This is a genomic window from Xaviernesmea oryzae, assembly GCF_900109605.1.
Taxonomy (GTDB): domain Bacteria; phylum Pseudomonadota; class Alphaproteobacteria; order Rhizobiales; family Rhizobiaceae; genus Xaviernesmea; species Xaviernesmea oryzae.
In genome coordinates this window covers 81,038-106,374 of record NZ_FOAM01000013.1, presented here as the reverse complement: position 1 = coordinate 106,374, position 25,337 = coordinate 81,038, and the positions used below count along the sequence as shown (strand labels likewise).

Here is a 25,337-nt window from a genome sequence, read left to right as displayed (position 1 = left end):
TGTTTGCCTCACGCCCCATCAGGCGCGCTTGCGACCTGTTATCATCGACCAGATCAGGTTCTCGCGGTGACGCAGGCTTTCGATGATCGCCGCAGCGATATGAAATCCTGCAATGACCATGATTGCGTTGGCAAGCGTCTCATGCACCGCCGACACCCAATCCTCGCCCCAGAACGCATCGAGCGTCTGCATCCAGCCCGTGAGCGCCGTGCCGGCGAGAAGCGTCATCAACAGCAGCATGACCACGCTGGCGGCGGGATTGTGGCCGCGATAGCGCGCCTCCCGGCGCTTGGCGACATCGCCGAGATAGACGGCAACCGTTCTCGGACCCCGCACGAAATCGGCAAAGCGAGCATGGCGCGTGCCGATGAAGCCCCAGAGGATGCGCAGGGCCAAAAGGCCGGCGATGGCGTAGCCGACATAGCGATGCGGCAGCTTGCCCGGCCTCAGCATGAAGAGATTGAGCGCGCAGCCGGCAACGACGCCCCAATGAAACAGGCGCACGACCGGGTCCCAGACCCGGACCTTTGCGCCAGACGGCAGATCGCCGTCCGGTTTGCCGACATCCTGCGTGGATGGCGTCGCGGTCATTCAGCCGTCTCGACCTTCACCACATCGCCGGTCATCGGGTTCATGACCACTTCGGTGCGCTCATTCTTGGCTGTCTTGGCATAGACCTCGTAGCAGGTGCCTTCGACCTTGACCTTCTTCACGTCCCTATAACCGGCGGCAACGGCCTTGGCGGAGATCGCCTCGGTCGTCATCCACTTCGCCTTCGGCTCCTTGGTACAGGCGGCGTTGTCGTCATCGGCATAGGCGGCCGAAGACAGGGCAACGGACGAGAGCGCGGCGAGCGCGAACGCGCCGGTAAGGGCAGTCTTGAACATGTCGGATCTCCTTCGATTGCGCTCTTTGGCGCATGGCGAGACCATCAACGATGGCGCCCGTCAAAAGCCTGTCGGCATGCACAGGCCACCGACAAGAGAGATCGCACTTCGAAGGAACGGACGATGGAGAGACATCGGGGCGCCGAGGACAGGCGCTCCGATGCGATGCTTCATTCAGACGGCGGCGATGGCGGCTTGTCACCGAGCGGGTGATAGCAGGCGAATTGCTGCGCGACATCGCCTGAAAGCGCCGGCATGATCTGGCGGCATTCATCCGTTGCCCGCCAGCAGCGCGGATTGAAGGGACAGCCGGACGGGGGCTTCAAAGGCGACGGCAGTTCGCCCTGCAGGGCGATGCGCTGGCGCCGCCCTTGCGGATTGGCGATCGGTGTCGCCGACAGGAGCGCGGCGGTATAGGGATGCTGTGGATTGGCGAAGACGGCCTCGGACGTCCCCGTTTCCACCGGCCGCCCCAGATACATGACCATGATGTCGTCGGCGATATGACGCACGACCGACAGGCCATGCGAGATGAAGAGATAGGCGAGCCCCATCTCCTTCTGCAGGTCCATCAGAAGGTTGAGCACCTGCGCCTGGATCGACAGGTCGAGCGCGGAGACCGGCTCGTCCAGCACCAGCACCTTCGGCCGCAGCATCAGCGCCCGGGCAATGGCGATGCGCTGGCGCTGGCCGCCGGAAAACATATGCGGATACCGATCGTAATGCTCGGGCCTCAAGCCGACCTTGCGCATCATCTCCTCGACCTTGGCCCGGCGCGTGGCAGCGTCGTCCTTGGTGTTGATGCGCAGCGGCTCGTCCAGGATCGTGCCGACCTTCTGGCGCGGATTGAGCGAGCCATACGGGTTCTGGAAGACGATCTGCACCAGGCTGCGCAGCGAGCGATCGCCCACATGCGCCGGCTGGCCATCGATCAGCAGATCTCCGGATGTCGGGTCCTCGATCATGGTGACCAACCGGGCAAGCGTCGACTTGCCGCAACCAGATTCGCCGACCACCGCCAGCGTCCGGCCGGAATGCAGCGAGAAGCTGACGCCGTTCAGGGCCTTGACGGTCGCGCTCGGTTTGAACGCACCCCGCGAGATCGCGTAATAACGCGTGAGATCGCGGCCCTCGAGCACAGGCGCGCCGAGCAGGGAAGATGGCTCCGGCTTGTCCATCATAGGCTGGGTCATCACGCATCCTCCCCGGCAAGCGCCACGGACATGGTCGGGTGTCCCGTCGGGATGCCGAGCCTCAGGGGGTAATTGCAGAGCGCTTGGCCGAAGTCCGGCCCCTGGGCGTGCACCTCGCGCCGACAGAGATCGGTGGCAAAGGCGCAACGCGGCGAAAACAGGCATCCATCCGGCCGGTCATGCTGTCCGGGAACGACGCCGGGAATGGACGGCAGCCGCTGGCCAACCACCGCACGTTCCGGCAGGGACGCCAGGAGAGCGGCGGTGTAGGGATGGTGCGGATCGGTGAAGAGACCCGTCACCGGCTGCTCCTCGACCTTCTGCCCCGCATATTGCACCTGCACGCGCTCGGCGGTTTCGGCGACCACGCCCATATCATGGGTGATGAGCACCAGCGCCATGCCGTTCTCGCGCTGCAGGCGCACGAGAAGTTCGAGGATCTGCGCCTGGATGGTCACATCCAGCGCGGTGGTCGGCTCGTCGGCGATCAGCAGTTTCGGATTGCAGGCAAGCGCCATGGCGATCATCACGCGCTGGCTCATCCCGCCCGACATCTGGTGGGGATAATTGCCCAGCCGGTCCTCCGGTGCTGGAATACCAACCAGTTGCAGAAGCTCGATCGAGCGAGCCCGGCGCGCAGCACGGCCCAGCCCCATATGCAGCCGGAGCGTCTCGCCAAGCTGATAGCCGACCGTAAAGCAGGGATTGAGGCTCGACATCGGCTCCTGAAAGATCATCGCCATGTCCTTGCCGATGACGGAGCGACGCTGGCGGGCCGAAAGCGTCAGGAGATCCTTGCCGTCGAACTGCATGCGGTCGGCGGTGATGCGGGCATTGCCTGGCAGCAGGCCCATCAGCGCCAGCATGGACACGGATTTGCCCGAGCCCGACTCGCCGACGATGGACAGGATTTCGCCGGTATCGCAGGTCAGCGAGACGCCGTCGACGGCGCGGAAAAGGCCGGAGATCGTGGGAAATTCCACGGTCAGGTTCTGGATTTCGAGAAGAGGCATGATTTGTCTCCCGCGGTCAGGACCGCTTGAGCTTCGGGTCGAGCGCGTCGCGCAGGCCGTCGCCCATCAGATTGATGGCGAGCACGGTGATGAGGATGGCCAGACCGGGAAAGGTCACCACCCACCAGGCGCGCTGAATGAATTCGCGCGCCTCCGCCAGCATCGTGCCCCATTCCGGCGTCGGCGGCTGGGCGCCCATGCCGAGGAAGCCGAGTGCTGCCGCATCGAGAATCGCCGCCGAAAAGGCGAGCGTCGCCTGAACGATCAGCGGTGCCAGACAGTTTGGCAGAATCGTCATGAACATCAGCCGAAGCGTGCCGGCGCCGGCCACCTGACTGCCGATGACATAATCCTTGGTGCGCTCGGTCATGACGGAAGCGCGCGTCAGCCGCACGAAATGCGGCAGGTTGACGAGCGAGATCGCGATCATCGCATTGACGAGTCCCGGCCCGAGAACGGCCACCAGCACAAGTGCCAGAAGCAGCGAGGGGAAGGCGAGCACGATATCCATCAGCCGCATGATCACCGTATCGACCCGGCCGCGAAAATAGCCCGCGACGAGACCGACCAGCACACCCGAGATAACGGAGAGGCTGACGACCACGAGCCCGATGAACAGCGAGAAGCGGGCGCCATAGATCAGCCGCGAGAGAATATCGCGCCCGACCGGATCGGTGCCCATGAGATAGGTCAACTGCCCGCCCTTTGCAAAGACCGGCGGCAGCAGAAGCGCCGCACGGTTCTGCTCGCTCGGCGAATGCGGCGCCACCAGGGGAGCCGCGATCGCCAGACAGAGAATGACGAGGAAGATCCCGAGGCCGAGGACGGCGCCCCGGTTGCGTGAAAAATAGAACCAGAATTCCGCGAGGCCCGAAGGCGGTGCGGCGGTCTTGGTTTCGGTCGCGGCCATGGTGGTCCTCCTCAGCGCCGGATGCGCGGATTGACGAGCCCGTAAAGCACGTCGACCACGAGATTGACGATCATGATCACGGCAGCGATCAGCAGAAGCCCGCCTTGAACCACGGCATAATCGCGCTTGAAGACGGAATCGACCATCCACTTGCCGATGCCGGGCCAGGAGAAAATGCTCTCCGTCAGGATGGCGCCGGCAAGCAGCACGCCGATCTGCAGGCCGATGGTGGTGATGACGGGAATCATCGCATTGCGCAGCGCATGCAGCCCGACCACGCGGAACGGCGACAGGCCCTTGGAGCGCGCGGTACGCACGTAATCCTCACCCAGCACTTCCAGCATGGCCGAGCGCGTCTGCCGGGCGATCACCGCCAACGGAATGGTGGCGAGCACGATGGTCGGCAGGATCAGATAGGTGACGGCGGATTTGAAAGCCCCAGCCTGACCGGAAATCAGGCTGTCGATCAGCATGAAGCCGGTGACCGGCTTGAAGAAATACATCAGCGAGATACGGCCCGACACCGGCGTCCATCCGAGATAGCCGGAGAAGAAGATGATCAAGAGCAGGCCCCACCAGAAGATCGGCATGGAATAGCCGACCAGCGCGGTGCCCATGATCGTCTGGTCGAGCCAGGTGCCGCGCTTGACGGCGGCCAGCATGCCGGCGGGAATGCCGAGCGCCACCGCCAACACGATGGCGCAGAAGGACAGCTCCACCGTCGCCGGGAACAGCGTCAGGAAGTCCGTCAGCACCGAGCGCTTGGAGATGATCGACTTGCCGAAATCGCCCTGCAAGAGGCCGACGAGATAGTCGAAATATTGAATGTACATCGGACGGTCGAGACCGAGCTCCGCCATGATCTGGGCATGGCGCTCCGGCGCCATCACGCGCTCGCCCGACATCAGCATGACCGGATCGCCGGGAAGCAGACGAATGAAGGCGAAGGCGATGATGGAGACGCCGATGAAGGTGGGAATCAGGACGAGCAGGCGTCCGAATATGAAGCGCAGCATTTCGCTTTCCTTCGGATGACAAAACGGCGGCCCGATCGCGATCGGGCCGCCGAAGAGACGCCGCGGCACCGTTTTCCGGTAGCCGACGGACGGGATGGATGGACTATTCTTCGATGTCGACGCCGTCGAAGCGATGAATGCCGAGCGGATCCATCTTGAAGCCGGTGACCTTCTTGCTCACCGGAATAAACCCGACGGAATGGTCGATCGTGTTCCAGGGTGCTTCGCGCTTGAAGACGACCTGCGCCTGTTCGTAGAGCTTGGTGCGTTCGGCGATATCGGAGGTCACCTTGGCCTTCTTGACCAGATCGTCGAACTCCTTGCTGCACCACTGCGAACGGTTGTTGCCACCGACGGCGTTGCAGCCGAGCAGCGTGTCCAGGAAGTTGTCCGGATCGCCATTGTCGCCGGTCCAGCCGAGGATGACGGCGCCGTCGCGGGTCTTTTCCTTCGACAGCTTCAGATATTCCGCCCATTCGTAGGAGACGATCTCGACCTCGACGCCGATCTTGGCCAGGTCGGACTGCATCAGCTCGGCCGCGCGGCGCGCATTGAGCATGTAGGGGCGCGAGACGGGCATGGCCCAGATCTTCATCTTCAGACCGGAGACGCCGGCATCCGTCAGCATCTTCTTGGCAGCTTCGGGATCGTACTTGTCGTCCTCGACCGCGTTGTTATAGCCCCACATGATCGGCGGGATCGGGTTCTTGGCCACCTTGGCCGCACCCTGGAAGACGGCATCGACGATGGCCTGCTTGTTGACGGCCATGTTCAGCGCCTTGCGCACCTCGGGCTTGTCGAAGGGCGCCTGGGTGGTGTTGTAGGCGAGATAGGCGACGTTCAGACCTTCCTGCTCGATAACGGTCAGGTTCGGGTCCTTCTTCAGCTCGTCCACGTCGGCCGCATTCGGATAGGGCATGACATGGCATTCGCCGGCCTTGAGCTTCTGCGCACGCACGGCAGCATCGGTGGTGATGGCGAAGACCAGATCGTCGATCTTTTCCTTGCCGTGCCAGTAATCGGGATTGGCCTTGTAGCGGATTGCCGCATCCGGCTGATACGCGACGAAGGCGAAGGGGCCGGTGCCCAGCGGCTGCTGGTTCAAAAGCTCCATCTTGCCGTCAGCCTGCAGCTTGTCGGCATATTCCTTCGACATGATCGAGGCGAAGTCCATGCCGAGATTGGCCAGGAACGGCGCTTCGGGCTTGTTCAGCACGAACTTGACCGTGAGATCGTCGACCTTGTCGATCGACTTGATCAGTTCGGGGAAGCCCATGCCCGTCAGATATTCCCAGGAAGCACCGGCGACATACTTGTTCCAGGCGTTGTCGGCCTTGTACTGGCGCTCGAAGGAGAAGATCACGTCGTCGGCATTGAGTTCGCGCGTCGGCGTGAAGAAATCCGTCGTCTGGAATTTCACGCCCTTGCGCAGCTTGAACGTATATACCGTGCCATCGGCCGAAACCTGCCAGCTTTCGGCCAGGCCCGGCTCAATCTCCGTACCGCCATGCTTGAACTCGACCAGACGGTTGTAGACCGTGCGGGAGGAGGCATCAAACGTCTGACCGCCGGTGTAGAGACCGGGATCGAAACCTTCAGGAGAGGCTTCCGAGCAATAGACCAGCGTCTTCGACCAGGCCGTGCCTGACATCAGGGTCGCCAGCGTGGCAGCGGCGACGAGCGTGGAGAATTTTTTCATAAACGAGCTTCCCACAGTTGTTTTTTTTCTAGCAACGGATCATGGACAGAAATCCACCCTCCCGCATGCGGGCGGATGGAACTCTATTTACTTCAGCGATGCAAGAAGCGCAGTCGCAGATTTTTCCATCTGGACAAAAATCAGGACATGAACTTCACTGGTATCCTGGGTCGTCGGTAAGCGACGACGCAACTTTATCAAAAAAGTCAATCGCAAGGGTGGACTATAGGGCCTTGTGCCACTTGATGAAATAATCCGTGGTCTTGGAAGCGCCTTTTTCTTTTTGCGCATAACAGAATATGCTTGTGGAAGCCTGTGGAAGGGTTTTGATGCGGCTCGCGGGAGGTGGGGCGGTTCACGAGGAGCATTGAGCCGAGGAGAGGCTTCGACGTCTGCGGTTGGATCGCGGCCTACGGCAAAAAAGCGGTGAACTGCGTCGCGGGATTCAGGGAGAGGATTGCCGGATATTGTCTTCTTTATTGATCAAGGAACGAACGTCGGGCGATTCAGAGCTTGAGAAGGCGCTGAACCGGGTCGACTTTTTCCGCATTTTCCACACGCTGGCCCTACACTTCGCCTTCGAGCATTTCGGCATTCTCCAGCTCGGCAATGAGAAGGACCCCGGCAATCTGGCGGGCAAGCTGGTGCTGCACGATCTCCCCTCCGGCCTTGCCGAGGAATATGACAAGCGCCATCGCTTTACCGACTCGGCCGTGTTCAAGGCCCTGCACCAGACCACGATCCCTTCGCTCTGGCGGGCTGCGGACCAGACGCCGAACCAAGGCAACCTGCTCACGCAGCTCGGCTTCGACCTGCTGGCCTGCGTTCCCGTGCATGGCGTCAACGGCGCGCGCTATGCAGTCGTCTATCTGGGCGATGCGGAGGATCTGACGACCGCCGCCCTGCATGAACTCACCTTCGAGACCATCAGCGCCTTCGACCATTTCTACCGCAGGGCTTTGATCAGCAAGGCAGGCATGGGGCTTACCCCCCGAGAGAGGGAGATCCTGCGCTGGATCTCCCATGGCAAGACAGCCAGCGAAATCGCCCTGATCGTGTCTGTCTCCGAGCATACGATCAACTCGCACACGGCGACGATCCTAAAGAAGCTCGATGTGGTCAACCGCACGCAGATGGTGGCGAAGGCCATTCGCGAGCAGATCATTCAATAGGGCCGCGCATGCCGCGCCGCCCGATGGTGGCGCGCCGGCTCGGCCAACATGACGAAGACCCGATGCGCGGCCATCTGGAGGTGGACGCGCATCGAGCCCCATCACAACCGCTGGCGAAGAGTGCCGGCGCTCGCGCGCTTTCCTCCCAGCGCCGACGACCAGAGAAATGCACTGACCATGACCGAAACGGCCCATATTCTTCTCGTCGATGACGATCCTGCCGAAAAGCTGATCATCGGCAACGTGCTGCGCAAGGTGCAAAGCGTGGCGATCGAGCTCGCCTATTGCCAGACGATCGAGGAGGCGCTCGATTATGTGCAGTCGGGCGCGCCGGTTTCGATGATCCTGATGGACAACCGGCTGCAACCTCAGGCCGATTTTCGCGAGACCGTGCCGGCGCTGCGCCAGAAGGGCTATATCGGCCCCGTCGGTGTCATCTCCTCTTCGCTGGCTGACCCCTATTTCCAGGCCTTTGAAGACTATGGCGCGGATTTTCGCATCGACAAGGCGGAGCTCGACCCGACTGCCGTCGAGTTCATCCTGCGGGAATATGGCGCGCGCTGACGGCGTCTCCCCTCCAACATAAAAGCCGCCCGATCTTCCGAAGGGCGGCTTTTTTATGCTGAGATGCTGAGACGTCCGTCTCGAAAACCAATCAGGCCGCTGTCTGCGGTCGCGGTTCCAGGCCAAGCAGGAAGTTGATCTGCGGGCGCGCCTTGACGAGATCATCGATCGTATATTCGGCGAGCACGGCGAAAAAGGCATTGAGCGCTCGCCGCAGCGCCGAATTCAACCCGCAGCTATCGACCAGCGGACATTCGATCTCGCCGGCTTCAAAACATTCGGCCATGGCGAAGCTATCTTCGGTCACCTTGACCACATCGAACAGGGTGATCTGATCGGCCGGGCGCGGCAGGCGCACGCCGCCATTGCGGCCGCGCACCGTTTCGACTAGGCCCGCTTTGTTCAGCGGCTGCAGGATCTTGAAAAGAAACAGCTCGGACACACCATAAGCCTTGGCGATCTCGGGAATACGGCTCAAACGTCCGTCATTGGCGGCGCAATACATCAGCATGCGGATCGCATAATTGGTCTGCTTGGTCAGGCGCATGCGATGCTCCAGTCATGGCGGATGCCGTAAAACATTTTGGACCCCGAACATGCGCTGATCCCGTTGGAACCGCTGTCATGCATCGGTCTGCATTCGATCGCGCAGAGCTTGCCGCCAAATTGCGACGCGTCCCCGTACGACAGAGCCTAGATATAGGCTGCCTTGCAGTTTGGAACAATTCAAAAAAGGCGAAATCAGGTTCGTTGCGACGCCATCTTGAAAATGAAGAGGATTTTCATCCAGAAAAGCAAGAACGGCGGCCTCCCGGAGGAAGCCGCCGCCGTGTTCATATCGTGATGAGGCCGCTCAGCGCATCGTCGGCATGACGAATTCGGCACCCGCCTTGATGCCGGACGGCCAGCGCGAGGTAACCGTCTTGGTCCGCGTCCAGAACTTGATCGAATCCGTGCCGTGCTGGTTCAAGTCGCCAAAGGAGGACGACTTCCAGCCGCCGAAGGAGTGGTATGCCAGCGGAACCGGGATCGGCACGTTGACGCCCACCATGCCGATGTTGATGCGCGAGGCGAAATCACGGGCCGCATCACCGTCGCGGGTGTAGATGGCGACGCCATTGCCATATTCATGCTTCATCGGCAGATCGAGCGCTTCCTCGTAGTTCTTGGCGCGCACGACGGAGAGGACCGGACCGAAGATCTCGGTTTTGTAGATGTCCATGTCGGGCGTGACGTGATCGAACAGGCAGCCGCCGACGAAGAACCCGTCTTCATAGCCCTGAAGCTTGAAGCCACGGCCATCGACGACGAGCTTGGCGCCCTCTTCGACGCCCCGGTCGATCAGGCTGGTTACGCGGGCCTGGGCCTCCTTCGTGACGAGCGGGCCCATATCCGCCTTCTCATCGGTGTAGGGACCGATGCGCAGGCTCTCGACCATCGGCACCAGCTTCTCGATCAGCCGGTTGGCCGTGTCTTCACCCACCGGCACCGCCACCGAGATCGCCATGCAGCGCTCGCCGGCCGAGCCATAGCCCGCGCCCATCAATGCATTGGCCGCCTGGTCGAGATCGGCATCGGGCATGATGATCATATGGTTCTTGGCGCCACCGAAGCACTGGGCGCGCTTGCCGTTCATCGCCGCCGTGCCATAGACATAGCGCGCGATCGGCGTGGACCCGACGAAGGACACGGCCGAGATGTCGGGGTGGGTCAGGATGGCGTCGACGGCGGACTTGTCGCCGTTGACCACATTGAGCACGCCAGCCGGCAGGCCCGCCTCGATCAGGAGCTCCGCCAGACGGATCGGCACGGAGGGGTCGCGCTCGGACGGCTTGAGGATGAAGGCATTGCCGCAGGCGATCGCAGGGGCAAACATCCACATCGGGATCATCGCCGGGAAGTTGAAGGGCGTGATCCCTGCGCCGATGCCGACAGGCTGGCGGATCGAATACATGTCGATATTCGGGCCGGCGCCTTCCGTGAATTCGCTCTTGGCCAGATGCGGAATGCCGATGACGAATTCGCAGACTTCAAGCCCGCGCACGATATCGCCCTTGGCATCCTCGATCGTCTTGCCGTGCTCCTTGGAGAGCAGCGTGGCGAGCTCGTCCATATGCTCGTTGAGGAGATTGACAAACTTGATGAAGACACGAGCGCGGCGCTGCGGATTGGTGGCGGCCCATTTCGGCTGTGCTGCCTTGGCAGAGGCAACGGCTGCGGCAAGCTCCGCATCGCTCGCCAGCGAGACCGTCGCCTGGATCTCGCCGGTAGCAGGATTATAGACATTGCTCGTGCGTCCGCTGGTGCCGGCAACATGCTTGCCATCGATGAAGTGACCGATTTCGGCCATTGGCGTTCCTCCCTGGTTTTTCGCCTGCTTATCGTGATGAGCAGGCTCGCACTTTCATTTGCGCGTGGCAATGGACGCGTTTAAGCATCCGTTGTGCAGAAATTATAGGACCGTGCCGGAATGAACTGGGACGATGTGCGAATTTTCTTGGCCGTTGCCCGGACGGGTCAGATCCTGGCGGCCTCGAAGAGGCTCGGCCTCAACCATGCGACGTTGTCCCGGCGGCTGACGGCCTTGGAGAGTGCGCTGTCGGCCAGGCTCTTCGTGCGGCGCACCCATGGCTGCGAGATGACGGCGGAGGGTGAGCTGTTTCTGCCGGCCGCCGAACGGATGGAATCGGAAATGCTCGCCGCTCAGGCCCGGCTGACCCGCACCGATACGACCGCCGCGGGAACGGTGCGCATCGGGGCGCCGGATGGCTTCGGCGTCTCCTTCCTGGCGCCGCGTCTTGGACGGCTGATCGAGCGTCATCCGCAATTGAAGATCGAGCTCGTGCCGGTGCCGCGCTCCTTCTCGCTCTCCAGCCGCGAGGCAGATATCGCCATCACGCTGGAGCGGCCGGATCAGGGGCGGCTGGTCTCGGCCAAGCTCACCGACTACACGCTCGGCCTTTACGCCGCGCGCAGCTATCTGGAGGCGGAAGGCTGGCCGGAGACCATCGAGGCGCTGAAAACCCATCGGCGCATCGGCTATGTCGAGGATCTGGTCTTTACCGCTTCGCTGAATTTCTCCGCTGAAATCCTGCGCCGCTGGGACGCCCGCTTCGAGATCTCCAGCGCGACAGGTCAGACGGAAGCTGTCCGCTCGGGCGCGGGGATCGGCATTCTGCACGACTATATCGCCCGCACGGATCCGGCGCTGCTGCGCATTCTTCCCGATGTCTCGATCCGGCGCAGCTATTGGACGACGTTCCATGAAAGCGCGCGTGATCTCACACGGGTGCGGGTGGTCGCGGACTTCCTGCAGGAAATCGTGCGGGCCGAGCATCAGCGCTTTCTGTGATCGCGGAGTCTATGCCGGATCGGCCAGCAGCAGCCGGGCGGCGGCCTCGTCGGTCACCAGCGTGTGGCAGCGCATCCGCTTCAGGGTTGCCAGAATGGCCGGCACGCGTTTGACGCCGCCGGATGCAAGAACGATATGGCGCGCGGTCGCGACCGTATCGAGATCGACCGACATTACCCGGTCATGGATCGGATGGGCGACGGTGCGGCCCTCGGCATCCAGGAACTGGCAGAGCGTATCGGCCACCGCGCCGGCGGCAACCAGCGAATCCTGCAGATCGTGCGGCAGGAAGCCGGCCGACAGAGAACTGCCGGCCTTGCCGACCTCGCCACAGCTGACCACGGCGATATCCAGCGTTTCGGCACGCTGAAACAGCGCATCCAGGCCGCAACGCTCGATCAGCCGGCGCTTGGTGTCGGCACTGTCGACCACCAGCGGCGCCAGGAACAGTAGGCAATCGGCGCCCACGGCGCTTGCCACCCGCCAGGAATAATCGATGGGGTTGATCGCCGTGGCTTCCAGAAGTCCGCCGAGCAGGGACACGACCTTGACATCCTGGCGCAGCGACGGCCGGAAGGTGGCGAGCGAGGCATTGAGCGTGCGCCCCCAGCCGACCCCGAGCACGCAATGATCGGTGACGACCTCGGACAGGAACATGCCGAGCGCTGCGCCCACCTCCTGCGCGGTTTCCTCGGCCGTGCCCTCCCCCGGCACCACGATGGCCTCATCCAGGCCGAAGCGCTCTTCCAGCTGCAATTCGAGATCGGTGCATTCGCCCGGCGTCTGGTTGATCCAGACTTGCACCTCGCCGCGCTTGCGCGCTTCGTCCAGCATGCGGATGATGGTGGAACGGCTGATGCCGAGATTGTCGGCAATGTCTTTCTGCGTAAGGCCCCTATTATAATAGAGCCAGGCGGCGCGCACGCGCAGCGATCGAGTGTCGATCAGGGCCGGGCTGGTGCGGGTCAGCTTGGTCATCTGTCGTTTGCCTCCGGCCGATCTCGTCATCCTGCCATCCAGCGATACAGCATGGCCGACCGCACGGGCAAGCGCGCGATCCGTTTGGCATGGCTTAACAGCCTGTCCAGCCATCACAATTTTGATGGCTTGCCGATCTCAAGCAGGCGCTCGACAGACGGGCTATGCCATGGAAAAACAGCACATGGGAAAATCGTTGCGGAAAGGACAGGCGGATGAAGCTCGGCTTTGTGGGAACCGGTGCGATCACGGAAGCCATCGTCACCGGCCTGTGCGGCGAGGATGAAAGCATCACGGTGACGCTGTCGCCGCGCAATGCGGATCGCGCGGCGGCTCTTGCAGCCCGTTTCGCCTCTGTTGCCGTCGCAGCCGACAATCAAGCCGTTATCGAGGCGGGCAAGGACATCGTCTTCCTGGCCATCCGTCCCCAGATCGCCGAAGCGGTGCTCCGCCCGCTTCATTTCCGGCAGCGGCAAAAGGTGGTGAGCCTGATTGCTGCCACCGACCGCCAAACTCTCCTCGAATGGATCGGCGCCGAGGTCGAACTGACCCAGGCCATTCCCCTGCCCTTCGTGGCCGAGCGCAAGGGCGTTACCGCGCTTTACCCACCCGATGAGGCTGTGAGCTCCCTCTTCGATCGCCTCGGCCGTGCGATAGCTTGCGAAAGCCGGGAGGATTACGACCTGCTGGCGGCAGCCAGTGCGCTGATGGGCACCTATTTCGGCATGATGGAGCACCTGACCGGCTGGCTGACAGAGAAGGGCATGGCGCAGGAGAAAGCCCGCGCCTATCTGGCGCCGCTCTTTGCCAGCCTCGCCCAGACCGCATCGCAATCAGACCTGCCGCTTGATGAGCTGCGCGCGGAATTCTCAACACGCGGAGGCCTGAATGAACAGGTGTTTCGCGATTTCGAACAGAAAGGCGGGACCGCTGCCCTGACGGCAGCCATGGATCGGGTGCTGACACGTATTGAGACGGGCGTTATCCCGCAAGACCAAGCATGACATGTCGAAAACGTCTGACTGATGGCCTTGCGCTATTCGAGCCAGGAACTCGGATGACGCATGCCATGGACGACCACCACGACATCAATCCCATCATCGCCGGGCTCGTACATAGCGAGACAATGCCCTTCCACGATGATGCGCGCCGTGGCGCTGATCTCGGGGCGAGCAGAACCCATGGCTGGATGCAGGCTGGCGAGCTCGAACTTGGTCAACAACTTACTCAGCAGCTTGTCAGCGGCGGGCTCGTTGACAGCGGCGATTGAATGCCAAATGTCTTGAATCTGCCGCCTGGCTTGTGGAGACAGCTTATAGCGCGGCACGACCTGAGCGCCGTTCAGCCTTTAGCTGTTTGAGAAACTCGGCGGAAGACATAGTCTCCAATATTGTAACTGGATGGCATGGCTGGCCCTCTTTCCACACCCAGATATTATCACTTTTTGCTAAAAGGGCCAGCCTTGCATAGCCCGAGACGTCGTCAAAACGTCGGCGGCGTACAGGCGCTGATCACCTCGCAGGGCACCGGCCCGACGCAGCGGAAGCGATGCGGCCTGCGGCTTTCGAAATAATAGGCGTCCCCCGGCCCGAGAATGCGCCGCTCGTCATCCACCGTGACCTCCAGCCGGCCGGAGAGCACCACGCCGCCCTCCTCCCCCTCATGCACCAGGAGCACTTTGCCGGTGTCGGCGCCCGGCTGGTAGCACTCCTTCAGGATCTGCAGGCTGCGGCCGAAGAGATTGTCCCCCACTTGGCGAAACGAGATCGGGCCCTTGCCGATCTCTGTCAGCTCCTCCGCCGCGAAGAAAGCCTTCTTCGGCCGCTCCGGCTCGAAGGCGAAGAATTCCGCGAGACCTATGGGGATGCCGTCCAGGATACGCTTCAACGCGCCCACCGAGGGGTTCGAGGCATTGGACTCGATCAGCGAGATCGTCGAATTGGTCACGCCGGCGCGTTTGGCAAGCGCACGCTGGGAGAGGTTGTGACGCAGGCGCAGATGGCGCAGCCGGCTGCCAATGTCGACGGACATCGAACGCCCCTTTTCGCTTGTTGCAAATAGCGCAACACCTGCCATTGGCGGCATGCGAAATCAAGAACTTGCCGAGTGACAGAAAAGGTCTTGTTCACGCCGCAAAAGCGTGGAACCTCAAGGGTGAAGGATCAAGGAGAAGATCAATGGACCATACGCCGCGCCCGAACATGCCGCCGCTCGAAAATTTCTGGATGCCGTTCACCGCGAACCGGCAGTTCAAGGCGGCGCCGCGCCTGCTCGCCGCGGCCGATGGCATGTATTACACCGATATCGATGGTAACCGGATCCTCGACGGCACCGCGGGGCTCTGGTGCGTGAATGCCGGCCATGGCCGACGCAAGATCGCCGCCGCCGTGGAGCGTCAGCTCGCCACCATGGATTTCGCCCCGACCTTCCAGATGGGGCATCCCATTGCTTTTGAATTCGCCGCCAAGCTTGCCGCCCATGCACCGGGTGAAGGCCAGGCCAGGCTCGACCGGCTGTTCTTCACCGGCTCCGGTTCGGAATCGGTCGATACCGCGCTGAAGATCGCCATCGCCTATCAGCGCGCCATCGGCCAGGGCACGCGCACGCGGATCATCGGCCGCGAAAAGGGCTATCACGGCGTCGGCTTCGGCGGCATTTCGGTCGGCGGCCTGGTCAACAACCGCCGCGTCTTCCCGCAGATCCCGGCCGATCATATGCGCCACACGCTGGATATCGACCGCAACGCCTATTCGCGCGGCATGCCGGCCCATGGGCTGGAGCTGGCCGAGGATCTGGAGCGGCTGGTGGCGCTGCATGGCGCCGAGACGATCGCGGCTGTCATCGTCGAGCCCATGTCCGGGTCGGCCGGCGTCATCCTTCCGCCGAAGGGCTATCTGGAACGGCTGCGCGCGATTGCCGATGCCCACGGCATTCTCCTGATCTTCGACGAGGTCATTACCGGCTTCGGCCGCCTCGGCACGCCGTTTGCGGCCGATTATTTCGGCGTGATCCCGGATATGATGACCACGGCCAAGGGCATTACCAACGGCACGATCCCGATGGGCGCGGTCTTTGCCAGCCGCAAGGTGCATGACGGGCTGATGCACGGCCCGGAACATCAGATCGAACTGTTCCACGGCTACACCTACTCCGGCCATCCAGTCGCCTGCGCCGCCGGTCTGGCGACAATGGAGATCTATGAGGAGGAAAGCCTGCTGAGCCGTGCCGGCGAGCTTGCCGCCGATTGGGAAGAGGCCTTGCATGGTCTCAAGGGGCATCCGCATGTCGTCGATATCCGCAATCTCGGCCTGGTCGGCGCGATCGAGCTTGCGCCACGTGCCGGTGCGCCGGGAACGCGCGCCTATGATGTCTTCGTCGATTGCTTCCACAAGGGCCTCCTGGTGCGCGTCACCGGTGACATCATTGCCCTGTCGCCGCCGCTCACCATCGAGAAGGAGCAGATCGCGACCATCGTCTCGACCATCGCCGATGCGCTGAAGCGCGCGGCCTGATCGATATCCTTTGGCGCAAGCATGAGAGCCGGTGGCGCCGAACGCGCCGCCGGCTTTATTCTGCCTGCACGAATCGGCTGATGAAGGAGCATGAGGATGACGATCGAGAAAGTAGCGGTGATCGTGGCCGGCGGAAGCGGCATGGGCGCGGCGGCGGCCAGAAAGCTGGCGGCGGACGGCTACCGCGTCGCCATCCTGTCGTCCTCCGGCAAGGGCGAAGCGCTGGCAGGCGAACTGGGCGGGCTGGGCGTCACCGGCTCCAACCAGTCGCAGGACGATCTCAAGCGCCTGGTGGATGAGACGATGGCGGCTTGGGGTCGGATCGACGTGCTGGTCAACAGCGCCGGCCACGGCCCGCGTGCGTCGCTGCTCGAAATCAGCGACGAGGACTGGCACAAGGGGATGGACACCTACTTCCTCAATGTCGTCAGGCCCGTGCGGCTCGTCGCGCCGATCATGCAGGAGCAAAAAGGCGGTGCGATCATCAACATTTCGACGGCCTGGACCTTCGAGCCCTCGCCCATGTTTCCGACCAGCGCGGTCTTCCGCGCCGGCCTCGCCTCCTTCACCAAGCTCTTCGCCGACACCTATGCCAAGGACAATATCCGCATCAACAATGTCCTGCCCGGCTGGATCGACAGCCTGCCGGCAACGGAGGAACGGCGCGAGAGCGTGCCGATGGGACGCTACGGCACCAGCGAGGAAATCGCCGCGACCATTGCCTTTCTGGCGTCCGATGGCGCGGGCTACATTACCGGGCAGAACATCCGGGTCGATGGGGGGCTGATGCGCTCGGTCTGAGAGGACGCGCGCAGGCTGAAGGACCGCCGACAAGCAGCAGCGGCCCGCTCGAACAGCGCTTATGCGGCGAGCGCGCCATAATCCATGGCGTCAAGGTCCGCCATCAGCGTCGGCCCCGTGGGATGCCAATCCAGCGTCTTGCGGGTCCAGGCACTCGATGCCGGCATGTCGGCGCCAGCAAAAATCGACATCCAGCCGAACTGTTCTGCAGCCTTTTCCGCCGGAACCGAGATGACGGGCAGCCCAAGGCCACGGCCGAGCGCTTCGGCAATGACGCGGGTTTCGATACCCTCTTCGGCCACAGCGTGATAACGGGCGCCTCGATTGCCTCTTTCTACCGCGAGGCGATAAAGCCTGACCACATCGGAAAGGTGGCCAGCCGAAAAGCGATTGCGTCCCTCGCCGACATAGGCCGCCACACCCTTCTCCCTGAAGATGTCGATCAGCGGGGTGATCAGGCCCTGCTTGCGGGTATCGTGGACCTGCGGCAGACGCATGACCGAGAGATTGATCCCTGCATCGAGAAGCTCCGCGCCGGTCAGTTCCGAGACCACGCGAGGATTGGGATGGGCGGGATTGAACACATTCTCCATGGCCAAGGCTCCATGATCGGGGCTGCCCATGCCTGTGCCGGAGGTGATGATCAGCGGCCGGTCAGAGCCCGCAAGGGCTTGGCCGAGGGCGCGAATGACCCGGCCATCCTTGGCGCAATTGTCGACGAAACGGGAAAAGTCATGGTCGAAGGCCGTGTGGATCACGGCATCGGCCGCATCCGCACCGGCGCGCAGGCTCTCCGGATCCTCCAGAGTACCGCGATAGGCGACAGCGCCTGCCGCTTCGATTGCCCGCACCCCCGCCTCCGAGCGGGTAAGGCCGACGACCTCATGGCCGGCTGAAATCAATTCGCCCAGCAGAGCCGCGCCGATAAAGCCTGTCGCGCCTGTCAGAAAAATACGCATCGTAAGGTCTCCGTGATTGACGCCCTCTTATGCGTGCAGGCACTATGCTGTTAAAGTTGTGACCTTATCCTAGTATAATGACCAACAGGATGCGCCCTTGACCGGCTCTATCGATGCACTCGGCGCGTTTCTGCGTCACCGTCGCGCCCATCTCGACCCTGCCGCCTTTGGCTTTTCCGGCCGAAGGCGCACGCCGGGCTTGAGGCGTGAGGAGGTCGCGCAGCGCGCCAATATCAGCGCCACCTGGTATACCTGGCTGGAGCAGGGTCGCGGCGGCGCACCCTCTGCCGATGTGCTGAACCGCATTGCCAAGGGGCTGATGCTGACGGAGGCCGAGCGCGCGCATATGTTCATGCTGGCACTCGGGCGCCCACCGGAGATTCGCCCCAGCGCTGGCGGCGCCATCAGCCCACGCCTCACCCGCCTTTTGGAGCGCATGGAGGATTGCCCGGCCCTGGTGCGCACACCGACCTGGGACATCGTCGCCTGGAATCGCGCGGCCACGGTGGTGATGATGGATTATGACGCTCTTGCGCCCAGGGAACGCAATGTACTGCGGCTGGTCTTCTGCAATCCGCATGTGCGCGCGGCACAGCATGATTGGCATGCGATCGCCCGCTTCGTCATCGGCGCCTTTCGCGCGGATGCCGCCCGCGCGGGCGCCCTTTCGGAGGTAACGGCGCTGGTCGACGAACTCAGCCGCGCCAGCCCGGATTTCAAGGCGCTTTGGGAGGAAAACAGCGTCAACGCCCATGGCGAAGGCACGAAGCACATGCACCATCCGGTGCTTGGTGAGGTGGAGCTGGAATACTCAGCCTTCGCTGTCGATGGCAGACCGGATCTAAGCCTGATTCTCTACAATCCCGTCACCGAGGATCTCGCCGAACGAATCCGCATCCTGGTGCGGCAAAAGGCTCAGAACGGCGTAGCTGCCTAATGCGCAACAAGCCAAGGAGCACGAACGGGCCGTTGCGACGGCTTACGACGCGGCACTCGTTGTCTGATCGAAAAGGGAAGAAATGGTACGGTTGGGGGGTCTCGAACCTCCGACCTCAGGTGCCACAAACCTACGGCCTAGCGTTATTGCAAGATTTCAACTCATTCCGAGGTCTTTCAAAACCCTCATAATATGTTGACATATATCGCTTTTTCTTGAATATCGCCTTCAATTCACGACTTCGACGTCCACCTCAAGAAGGGTCAAAAAGACCCCAAATTCGGATAGCGAATGTTCCAGACGTGTTCCAGAACATGAATTGAAGACGCCAATGACGACGATTTCTGACAAGGCCGACCTCCGCCCTTCACACCTCACCGACTTCCTCAAGGCAGCGTGCCCAGGGCACAGGGGCAGCCACTACATCACCGACCTGAAATGCACCGGCCTATCCCTCCGCCTCAAAGGCGAGAAGGTCGCTTTTTTCCTTCGATACAAAGGGATCAGCAAAACGCTCGGCTGGGCACACGAGGGCGAGGCTTGGTACATCCCGTCGATCAAGGCCGCCCGGGAATTGGCCGACAAGGTCAAGCGGCAGATCGATTTCGGCGGCGAGCCCTACGCCGAGGAGTTCCTGCGGCAGCACCATCATGTCGTCGAAAACAAGCTCGACCTCACGCACGACGACATCGTCCGCGAAATGCGCCCGAAGGTCGGGACATGGACCTTACAGCAGTGCATCGACAAAACGATCGAAGACAAGACAGCAGATACCGCCACGAAACCATGGCGCGCACCAACCGTGTCAACGCTCAGATCGACATTTGCGAAACCCGAATTTGCCGATCTCCTCGATATGCCGGCCGTGAACCTCAAGCGTTCGGACATCGAACGCATTCGCGACGTCATGTTGACGAAGCACGCCTCTCCGTCGCCCGCTGGCAAGGTCGTCTCTAACGTCAGCACGGTTCTTGGCCACTGCCAGTCCGTTCACGGCGGGCAGTCCGGGCTGGACCGCGTGGAACCCTGGTGGAAGCTATTGACGGTTGGGCGAACGACCAAGCCCCGCACCCGCAATCCCGGCGTCGAGAACATAGCAAAGTCGCTGATACTCGCCGACGTCTACACCATGAAACGGCTGCCTGGCCGAATGCAGGCGAAGCATGATCACAAGTACGGTATCCGTGACGGTGTGGCGGCCGCCTTCCACTGGGTATGCCTGACCGCCCAGCGTCAAGGCGCTGCACTCGCCATCCGGAGGATCGACTACGTCCCCGATCCCGAAAATGATGGCTGGTATCTCGCCGCATGGGGCGAAGGCGTCATGAAGGCCGGCGTAGCCCACGTCCTCCCGATCCCGCCCCGCCTAGTCCGACATATGGCGTCGAAACTCGATCAGGTCGGACGGCCCGATAGCCAATGGCTATTCCCGTCCGAGCGCGGCAAGAATGATATCCACGTTCATAGATCATCCACTCTTTCCGTCTTGAAACGTCTCGGGGCGCGAGATGCCTTGACGAAAAAGCGCGCCACCGCCGTCGATCTACTCGCCGCCAACGGCATCAAATGGTGGACGCCCCACGACACGCGCCGAACGATCACGCCCGTCATGGACGCCGCCGGCATTCCCGGTGGCTCATCCGTAGTCCTTGCTCACGAAGTGAGACGCACCGACAGACTGGACGTCGCAAATGACGAGTCACGAGAACAGCATGTCGCCCGCATCACCAGACTTGCCTATGGTGGCGCACAGCACCTTCACCTCAAGCGAAAGGCCATGACGGTTTGGACGGACACCGTTCTGGACGAATACGACAGACTCAAGAGGGAATGGCAGCCTTTAGAGCGATAATCGGCATCGCCCGAGCGCCTGCGCGACGGCGATGAAACCCAGTCGCCCCGCGAGGGGCGTGAGGCCCTCCCCCGGGGGGAGGGCCGCAGCCTCGCCGTTGGGCGGGTGGGGGCATGGAAAGCATCATGTATTCGTACGTGACGGCAACCGCAAAATCGTTTCGGATGCGGAACGCATTTTCGGCGATTGACGTATGCGCCGCGCCGCACGACCATAAAAAACACCGCTGTCATCGGGCTGGAACCCTCGGCGGTGTTTTTTGGAGTAGCAAGATGATCATTGCCGTTGGCGCGATTGCTGTAAAGACCCCTGTTTCTGAACGGTGACCCCGAGGCTGGGACATATCCCAGCCGGCACCGAGGACTTTCACAACCTACCGTGTCAACAAATTTGGCCCGACCGCTCGAATGGCATGGCCGGGTTCGAGACGCGTTATGCCGAGGCCCAGCGCCAAGGCAGCCGAAAGCCTGCGCGACAGACGAAGGCCACCACCAACGAGTTCGCCGTCCAGAATGCCAGTCAGAAAGAGCTCGTCCGGAAGCGTATCATTGAGGGTTACGAACTACCGTTCGGGAAGGAAGTCGGCGGTCGGTATCGAGAGTCCTTCCGCGAAGACGGTCTGCGTTCCGAGGACAACGTCGTCTTGAAATATTTCGTGTCGCTCGTTCCCCGCCGTGGCCGCGCCCGGGCATCCTGGGACAAAGCAACGCTTGCCGTTCAGTGCCGCGAGAAGGTCCTGACGCTAGATTATCCCTATATCGAGCTGAACAAAGACTTCATCGCCGCGCTCCGCGTGGACTGCGACGGGGTTTTCCCGACCCCGGAGGCGTGTATCTACTCACTGCAGGTACACGTGCGCGACGGCCGCATTCCGTGCCTGCCTCATATCGTCGTCGGGGACCGGCTGGAAAACGGCCAGTTTGTCCGCCCCCATTTCATCTGGTTGCTCCCCTACGGCAGCGCCGTCTGGCATTCGAAGGACGAACGGTGTCGCCAGGAACCGATCCGGCTCTTTGATGCCGTATGCCGCGGCTTGGCGGCGGCGCTGCTCGACATCGGCGCTGACCCCGCTGCGCCCACGATGACGATGCGGATGAAATGCCCGACGTCGCCGATCTGGCACACGATCACCCCGAACGCCGACGTCTGGCCCACGCTCTCGGAATACGCCGACCGCGTCGACACAGGCGTAAGTCGGCCAGTGCTCGCCCGTCGTGCCGCAGCTGTCCAGTCCGGCCTGGGGCTCACGGCATCGAACGCCATTTTCGACGCGCTCCGGACAGAAGGACAGCGCACCCTTGCCGAATGGCACTTCGGCACCGACAAGCGGATGCGCGGGACACGGGAGGCTCTTGCCGATCACCTTCATGAGGCGCTGACCGCCTTCGCGGAGAAGAGCGAGCTTTCCGATACGCAGGTCGGCTACGTGACGGGCAAGGTCGCCGACTACCTTGCGGCCAACTTCGATCCGTCCAAGCTGGAAAATCCGAGTGTTAATCGCGGCCGCCTGCTGGACGTCGTGGACGGTATGACGTCCGTCGCCGATCGACAGGCAGCGGGAGGCCGGCACGCCGCGAAGTCTAACGCGGATCGCACCATTTCCAAGCTTGTTGACGCTTACCGCTCGCTTTCAGCGGATGGCGTCGACGTCACGAAATCCGCCCTCGCCAAGGCCGCCCACGTTTCGCGGCGGACGGTCATCAATCGCTGGAATGATCTGGTGAAGGCGCTCGAACAGGGGTGTGAAAAACAGTGTATAGATAAAAAGGTACCCGCGATCTCGCACACCGATAAAACAGACCATGGAACTGCTCCTCGAACGGGATACCTGATCTTAATGGACGACAGTGACGAAGACAGCACTGCACTGGCCTGTCATGAAGCCTGGATAGCTTTGGAAGAAGGCCGTGTCCCGCGTCCGGAGATACTGAATGCGGTTTCGGCGTCAGTCGGTCCCGCGCCACCAGTTTCGGGTCGCTTTGCTGGCACTCCTGCGGCAGACGTCGATTCCCAAACCGCATGCGCGAATTCCCGCGTCATCCCCGGCACCGGGGAACGCTATGCTTGCCACTCCGATATGCTCATCTCCCGCTCAGACGCGCTTCGCGCATTCGGATGACCCACGGGTCATTTTGAATGACAAGGGTGCTGTACGGCCACGCATGCAGCCTCGTACAGCACTAATTTACGCTCCGATGGGTCTAACTACGTCTGAATCCATCTCCCAACCCTCACCGCAAAGCCTGCCAGCGTTCTCGCTTTGTCAACGACGGTGCCGTCCTCCTCTTCGTTGCGGCCCCTGCGGGGTGACTGCCGCTCCGAGCGCCGGCGCATGCGATGGCATCGGGACGGGGAACATCAAGGCCGCCCTGCGGGCGGGTTCGAAGCTAGGCCTGCGGCCCGCATCGAACAGGGAACAGGCCAAGCCAGAAAACCCGTAAAATCCGACCGATCCCGTTAACCGCACGTCCGGCACAACTCAACCATGCCGCGTTATCTCCTGGGCTCAATTCTCACGGAATGATATAAGAAAAGGCATAGAAAACAGGCCGAAAGGGAGTTCCAATGCAGATCAGAACGACAACCATTTCGGGTCTGACGTTTTCGGTTCAGGTCGAAGAAGTTAATCACCGCGATCAGTTCGGCGGCCTGATCTGCTACCTCGCATCCCTGTACAGGATCGACAACCGGACGTCTGCGCGTAGCCTGTTACGGCGCTCCCGCATCCCCGGAACCGCCGACGCCATGAAGCGCGAATTTCAGCGTGACGGCATCCAGGCGTTCCGACGCCTCGAAGCGACATCGTGACAGAAAAGGAAGACCCCATGCTCGCCCTCCCCATCCTGTCCCTGCCGGTCGCATTGGCGTCATTCGTGCTGCTGTACGTCATAGCAACCAAGGCACCTCACGCCGTGGAATCCGTCAATATCGTCGTCTGGTTCCTGCTGCCTGTGGTACTCGGATGGAAAATCTCACGGCGTCGTCATTGAATCAGAAGCAAAAAATTAAAGACCCCAGTCGGAGTCTTTAATTAATACAATCAATATCTTAGACAAAAAGAATCATTGCGAATCGAAAAGCGACTCGCTTATCTGAATGTGTCATCGCGACAGTGAGCAGCAGACCTTAGAGCAGCGAGACATCGGAGAAACAGGAAAACGGGCTTTGGCGCGAACGGCGAAGCTATGTCAACAGAAGGGCATCATATGCACAAAGAAACCCTCGTAAGCGCCGGCGTCTTCGGCGCATCGGGCGACATCAGCTTTCTCAAGCAACTTCCCGCGTTGCACGCGTTGCAGCGTGACGGCGACCGCAGGGGCAAGGAGATGAAGGAGCGGCGTCGGGGCGCATTTGTCTCGGAGCACAAGATCGGCGGAGCCGAAATCCACGTTCGTGAAGAATACGGACTCGACGGGCGTCATCGCTTCTACGTTATGACGGCGGCGGAACGCCTAAGCGACACCGCGGACTTCATCGAGTTCGACGGACTGAACTTCAACTGAACCTTCAGGAACAAAGGAGAATTTACATGGAGCTTCAACATCTGCCTTGGGCAAAGGACGACGACGTCTGCGGTGAAGCGGCAGGTTTCGCATTCGGCGATCGTTCCCTCGATCTCGTCGTCACATATTGCGCTGATGGGACATTCGCTTGGGAAGTGATCGACGACCTCTGCGCTGACGAGCGTATCGCATTCGGCACCGCTGCCAGCGTGGCCGAAGCCCGGCGCGCTGCCGAGGCCGCTGGACGTCGCACATTCATTCGCGCTGCCTGAAAAACTCACAGCGTGATTTCTGTTGCATGCAATCTCACGCCGTGAGATCGTTGTTGTATAGGGATAGCGAGGTAACATGTTGATAGACGAAACGCACTCCATCGACGTCGTAGAGTTCCCCGTCGACGCATTGAACGAGGGCAATGAGTATGTTGTCGCAGGAGCCAAAGGAGCAATACGAGAACTCGCTTCCATACATCGACAGCGTCAGGCAGCCTACGCGGCCAAGAATAGGCAGAAGGCGAAAGCCCTCCGCCGCCCCGACGCCCGCGCCGTTGCAGATGCCTATATGGCCGCTGTCGAAGGCGATGGGATGAAGCGGATAATACGCGCCTATATTTCGAAGCTCGCGCCGGACGCAGACATCGACGCCCGGAGCCAGGATATCATCGGCATCGTTCGAAACCTCGTCCGTCTTGGCCTGATCGAGAAGGGATTCGATAGCGACCAGATCAAGGACAAACTGACGTCCATGATCGCGGAATAACAAAAGGGCGACCCGAAAGCCGCCCTCTCAATCTGCTTGGCGGGTCAGCCAAAACAGGAATCTCATCGGTGGCCCCTTCGACGGTCTAGGGTTTCAAGGCCGATAACGATGAACGCCGGCACGGCGCAAAACACCGTCAGCGTAACCAGCGTGGCGGACAGGTGTGCCAGTCCCGCAATCCCGCATCCGACTGCTAGACCGAACCCGAGCGCCGTCCAAAGAACCGTCTT

28 protein-coding genes are annotated in these 25,337 nt (G+C 61.7%); 15 read left to right on the top strand and 13 right to left on the bottom strand.

Annotation, left to right across the window (positions count from 1 at the left end; genetic code table 11):
- Positions 1-18: 18 nt before the first annotated feature.
- The 7 genes from BMX61_RS16625 to BMX61_RS16595 all read right to left on the bottom strand — a co-directional run bounded on the left by BMX61_RS16625 (position 19) and on the right by BMX61_RS16595 (position 6,718).
- Complete coding sequence (locus BMX61_RS16625) at positions 19-591, bottom strand: cytochrome b/b6 domain-containing protein (protein ID WP_075629308.1); 573 nt, start codon at positions 589-591, stop codon at positions 19-21.
- Positions 588-887 (bottom strand): PepSY domain-containing protein, encoded by a 300-nt coding sequence (locus tag BMX61_RS16620; protein WP_075629309.1) that lies wholly within the window; start codon positions 885-887, stop codon positions 588-590. Before BMX61_RS16620 ends, BMX61_RS16625 begins: the two co-directional genes overlap by 4 nt.
- Positions 888-1,057: 170 nt before the next feature.
- Positions 1,058-2,080, bottom strand: coding sequence for a peptide ABC transporter ATP-binding protein (locus BMX61_RS16615; protein ID WP_407703783.1), 1,023 nt, complete (start codon positions 2,078-2,080; stop codon positions 1,058-1,060).
- Positions 2,080-3,093 carry an ABC transporter ATP-binding protein gene (locus BMX61_RS16610; protein ID WP_075629310.1) on the bottom strand — a complete coding sequence of 338 codons (1,014 nt, stop codon included), beginning with the start codon at positions 3,091-3,093 and terminating at the stop codon, positions 2,080-2,082. Before BMX61_RS16610 ends, BMX61_RS16615 begins: the two co-directional genes overlap by 1 nt.
- Before the next feature lie 16 nt (positions 3,094-3,109).
- A complete protein-coding gene (locus BMX61_RS16605; protein WP_075629311.1) occupies positions 3,110-4,003 on the bottom strand; it encodes an ABC transporter permease subunit in 894 nt (297 codons plus the stop codon).
- An 11-nt stretch (positions 4,004-4,014) separates the two neighbouring features.
- Positions 4,015-5,019, bottom strand: coding sequence for an ABC transporter permease subunit (locus BMX61_RS16600; protein WP_075629570.1), 1,005 nt, complete (start codon positions 5,017-5,019; stop codon positions 4,015-4,017).
- Positions 5,020-5,122: 103 nt separating this feature from the next.
- Entirely contained in the window at positions 5,123-6,718 is a 1,596-nt protein-coding gene (locus BMX61_RS16595) for an ABC transporter substrate-binding protein (RefSeq protein WP_075629312.1), read from the bottom strand.
- Positions 6,719-7,185: 467 nt separating this feature from the next.
- Between BMX61_RS16595 and BMX61_RS16590 the strand changes: the two genes are divergently transcribed.
- Both BMX61_RS16590 and BMX61_RS16585 read left to right on the top strand, forming a co-directional pair.
- Entirely contained in the window at positions 7,186-7,890 is a 705-nt protein-coding gene (locus BMX61_RS16590) for a helix-turn-helix transcriptional regulator (RefSeq protein ID WP_139198950.1), read from the top strand.
- A 177-nt stretch (positions 7,891-8,067) separates the two neighbouring features.
- Positions 8,068-8,454 (top strand): response regulator, encoded by a 387-nt coding sequence (locus tag BMX61_RS16585; protein WP_075629571.1) that lies wholly within the window; start codon positions 8,068-8,070, stop codon positions 8,452-8,454.
- Positions 8,455-8,545: 91 nt separating this feature from the next.
- Here the strand turns inward: BMX61_RS16585 and rirA are convergent, their stop codons facing one another.
- Both rirA and BMX61_RS16575 read right to left on the bottom strand, forming a co-directional pair.
- On the bottom strand, positions 8,546-9,001 hold the full coding sequence (rirA, locus tag BMX61_RS16580; RefSeq protein WP_075629314.1) for an iron-responsive transcriptional regulator RirA: 456 nt from the start codon (positions 8,999-9,001) through the stop codon (positions 8,546-8,548).
- 306 nt (positions 9,002-9,307) lie between these two features.
- Complete coding sequence (locus BMX61_RS16575; RefSeq protein WP_075629315.1) at positions 9,308-10,804, bottom strand: CoA-acylating methylmalonate-semialdehyde dehydrogenase; 1,497 nt, start codon at positions 10,802-10,804, stop codon at positions 9,308-9,310.
- 120 nt (positions 10,805-10,924) lie between these two features.
- Between BMX61_RS16575 and BMX61_RS16570 the strand changes: the two genes are divergently transcribed.
- Positions 10,925-11,806: a LysR family transcriptional regulator gene (locus BMX61_RS16570; protein WP_075629316.1), complete on the top strand. Its 882-nt coding sequence runs from the start codon at positions 10,925-10,927 to the stop codon at positions 11,804-11,806.
- Between the two features lie 9 nt (positions 11,807-11,815).
- On the opposite strand, the gene BMX61_RS16565 is transcribed toward BMX61_RS16570, so the two are convergent.
- Positions 11,816-12,784, bottom strand: coding sequence for a sugar-binding transcriptional regulator (locus BMX61_RS16565; RefSeq protein WP_075629317.1), 969 nt, complete (start codon positions 12,782-12,784; stop codon positions 11,816-11,818).
- Positions 12,785-12,999: 215 nt separating this feature from the next.
- On the opposite strand from BMX61_RS16565, the gene BMX61_RS16560 reads away from it, so the two are divergent.
- Entirely contained in the window at positions 13,000-13,788 is a 789-nt protein-coding gene (locus BMX61_RS16560) for a pyrroline-5-carboxylate reductase (RefSeq protein WP_075629318.1), read from the top strand.
- Between the two features lie 32 nt (positions 13,789-13,820).
- Here the strand turns inward: BMX61_RS16560 and BMX61_RS16555 are convergent, their stop codons facing one another.
- Together BMX61_RS16555 and BMX61_RS16550 are read right to left on the bottom strand one after the other, a co-directional pair.
- Positions 13,821-14,111 carry a type II toxin-antitoxin system RelE/ParE family toxin gene (locus BMX61_RS16555; RefSeq protein ID WP_075629319.1) on the bottom strand — a complete coding sequence of 97 codons (291 nt, stop codon included), beginning with the start codon at positions 14,109-14,111 and terminating at the stop codon, positions 13,821-13,823.
- Between the two features lie 155 nt (positions 14,112-14,266).
- Positions 14,267-14,815, bottom strand: coding sequence for a cupin domain-containing protein (locus tag BMX61_RS16550; protein ID WP_075629320.1), 549 nt, complete (start codon positions 14,813-14,815; stop codon positions 14,267-14,269).
- 146 nt (positions 14,816-14,961) lie between these two features.
- Here BMX61_RS16550 and BMX61_RS16545 point away from each other — a divergent pair, with 146 nt between their 5' ends.
- Positions 14,962-16,296 carry an omega-aminotransferase AptA gene (locus tag BMX61_RS16545; protein WP_075629321.1) on the top strand — a complete coding sequence of 445 codons (1,335 nt, stop codon included), beginning with the start codon at positions 14,962-14,964 and terminating at the stop codon, positions 16,294-16,296.
- 96 nt (positions 16,297-16,392) lie between these two features.
- Positions 16,393-17,097: an SDR family oxidoreductase gene (locus BMX61_RS16540; RefSeq protein WP_075629322.1), complete on the top strand. Its 705-nt coding sequence runs from the start codon at positions 16,393-16,395 to the stop codon at positions 17,095-17,097.
- Positions 17,098-17,156: 59 nt separating this feature from the next.
- Here BMX61_RS16540 and BMX61_RS16535 read toward each other — a convergent pair whose 3' ends face one another.
- Complete coding sequence (locus tag BMX61_RS16535; RefSeq protein ID WP_075629323.1) at positions 17,157-18,056, bottom strand: SDR family oxidoreductase; 900 nt, start codon at positions 18,054-18,056, stop codon at positions 17,157-17,159.
- A 97-nt stretch (positions 18,057-18,153) separates the two neighbouring features.
- Between BMX61_RS16535 and BMX61_RS16530 the strand changes: the two genes are divergently transcribed.
- From BMX61_RS16530 to BMX61_RS16500, 9 genes are all read left to right on the top strand, one after another.
- Positions 18,154-18,993 carry a helix-turn-helix transcriptional regulator gene (locus tag BMX61_RS16530; protein ID WP_075629324.1) on the top strand — a complete coding sequence of 280 codons (840 nt, stop codon included), beginning with the start codon at positions 18,154-18,156 and terminating at the stop codon, positions 18,991-18,993.
- Between the two features lie 331 nt (positions 18,994-19,324).
- Positions 19,325-20,845: a site-specific integrase gene (locus BMX61_RS16525; RefSeq protein WP_075629325.1), complete on the top strand. Its 1,521-nt coding sequence runs from the start codon at positions 19,325-19,327 to the stop codon at positions 20,843-20,845.
- 113 nt (positions 20,846-20,958) lie between these two features.
- On the top strand, positions 20,959-21,171 hold the full coding sequence (locus tag BMX61_RS24365) for a hypothetical protein (protein ID WP_139198949.1): 213 nt from the start codon (positions 20,959-20,961) through the stop codon (positions 21,169-21,171).
- A gap of 86 nt (positions 21,172-21,257) precedes the next feature.
- Positions 21,258-22,964 carry a hypothetical protein gene (locus BMX61_RS16520; RefSeq protein ID WP_075629326.1) on the top strand — a complete coding sequence of 569 codons (1,707 nt, stop codon included), beginning with the start codon at positions 21,258-21,260 and terminating at the stop codon, positions 22,962-22,964.
- A gap of 446 nt (positions 22,965-23,410) precedes the next feature.
- Positions 23,411-23,653: a hypothetical protein gene (locus BMX61_RS16515; protein ID WP_075629327.1), complete on the top strand. Its 243-nt coding sequence runs from the start codon at positions 23,411-23,413 to the stop codon at positions 23,651-23,653.
- Positions 23,654-23,670: 17 nt separating this feature from the next.
- On the top strand, positions 23,671-23,835 hold the full coding sequence (locus BMX61_RS24755) for a hypothetical protein (RefSeq protein ID WP_170854964.1): 165 nt from the start codon (positions 23,671-23,673) through the stop codon (positions 23,833-23,835).
- 216 nt (positions 23,836-24,051) lie between these two features.
- Positions 24,052-24,348: a hypothetical protein gene (locus BMX61_RS16510; protein ID WP_075629328.1), complete on the top strand. Its 297-nt coding sequence runs from the start codon at positions 24,052-24,054 to the stop codon at positions 24,346-24,348.
- Between the two features lie 26 nt (positions 24,349-24,374).
- On the top strand, positions 24,375-24,620 hold the full coding sequence (locus tag BMX61_RS16505; protein ID WP_075629329.1) for a hypothetical protein: 246 nt from the start codon (positions 24,375-24,377) through the stop codon (positions 24,618-24,620).
- Between the two features lie 76 nt (positions 24,621-24,696).
- A complete protein-coding gene (locus BMX61_RS16500; protein WP_075629330.1) occupies positions 24,697-25,107 on the top strand; it encodes a hypothetical protein in 411 nt (136 codons plus the stop codon).
- The last annotated feature ends 230 nt before the right edge of the window (positions 25,108-25,337 follow it).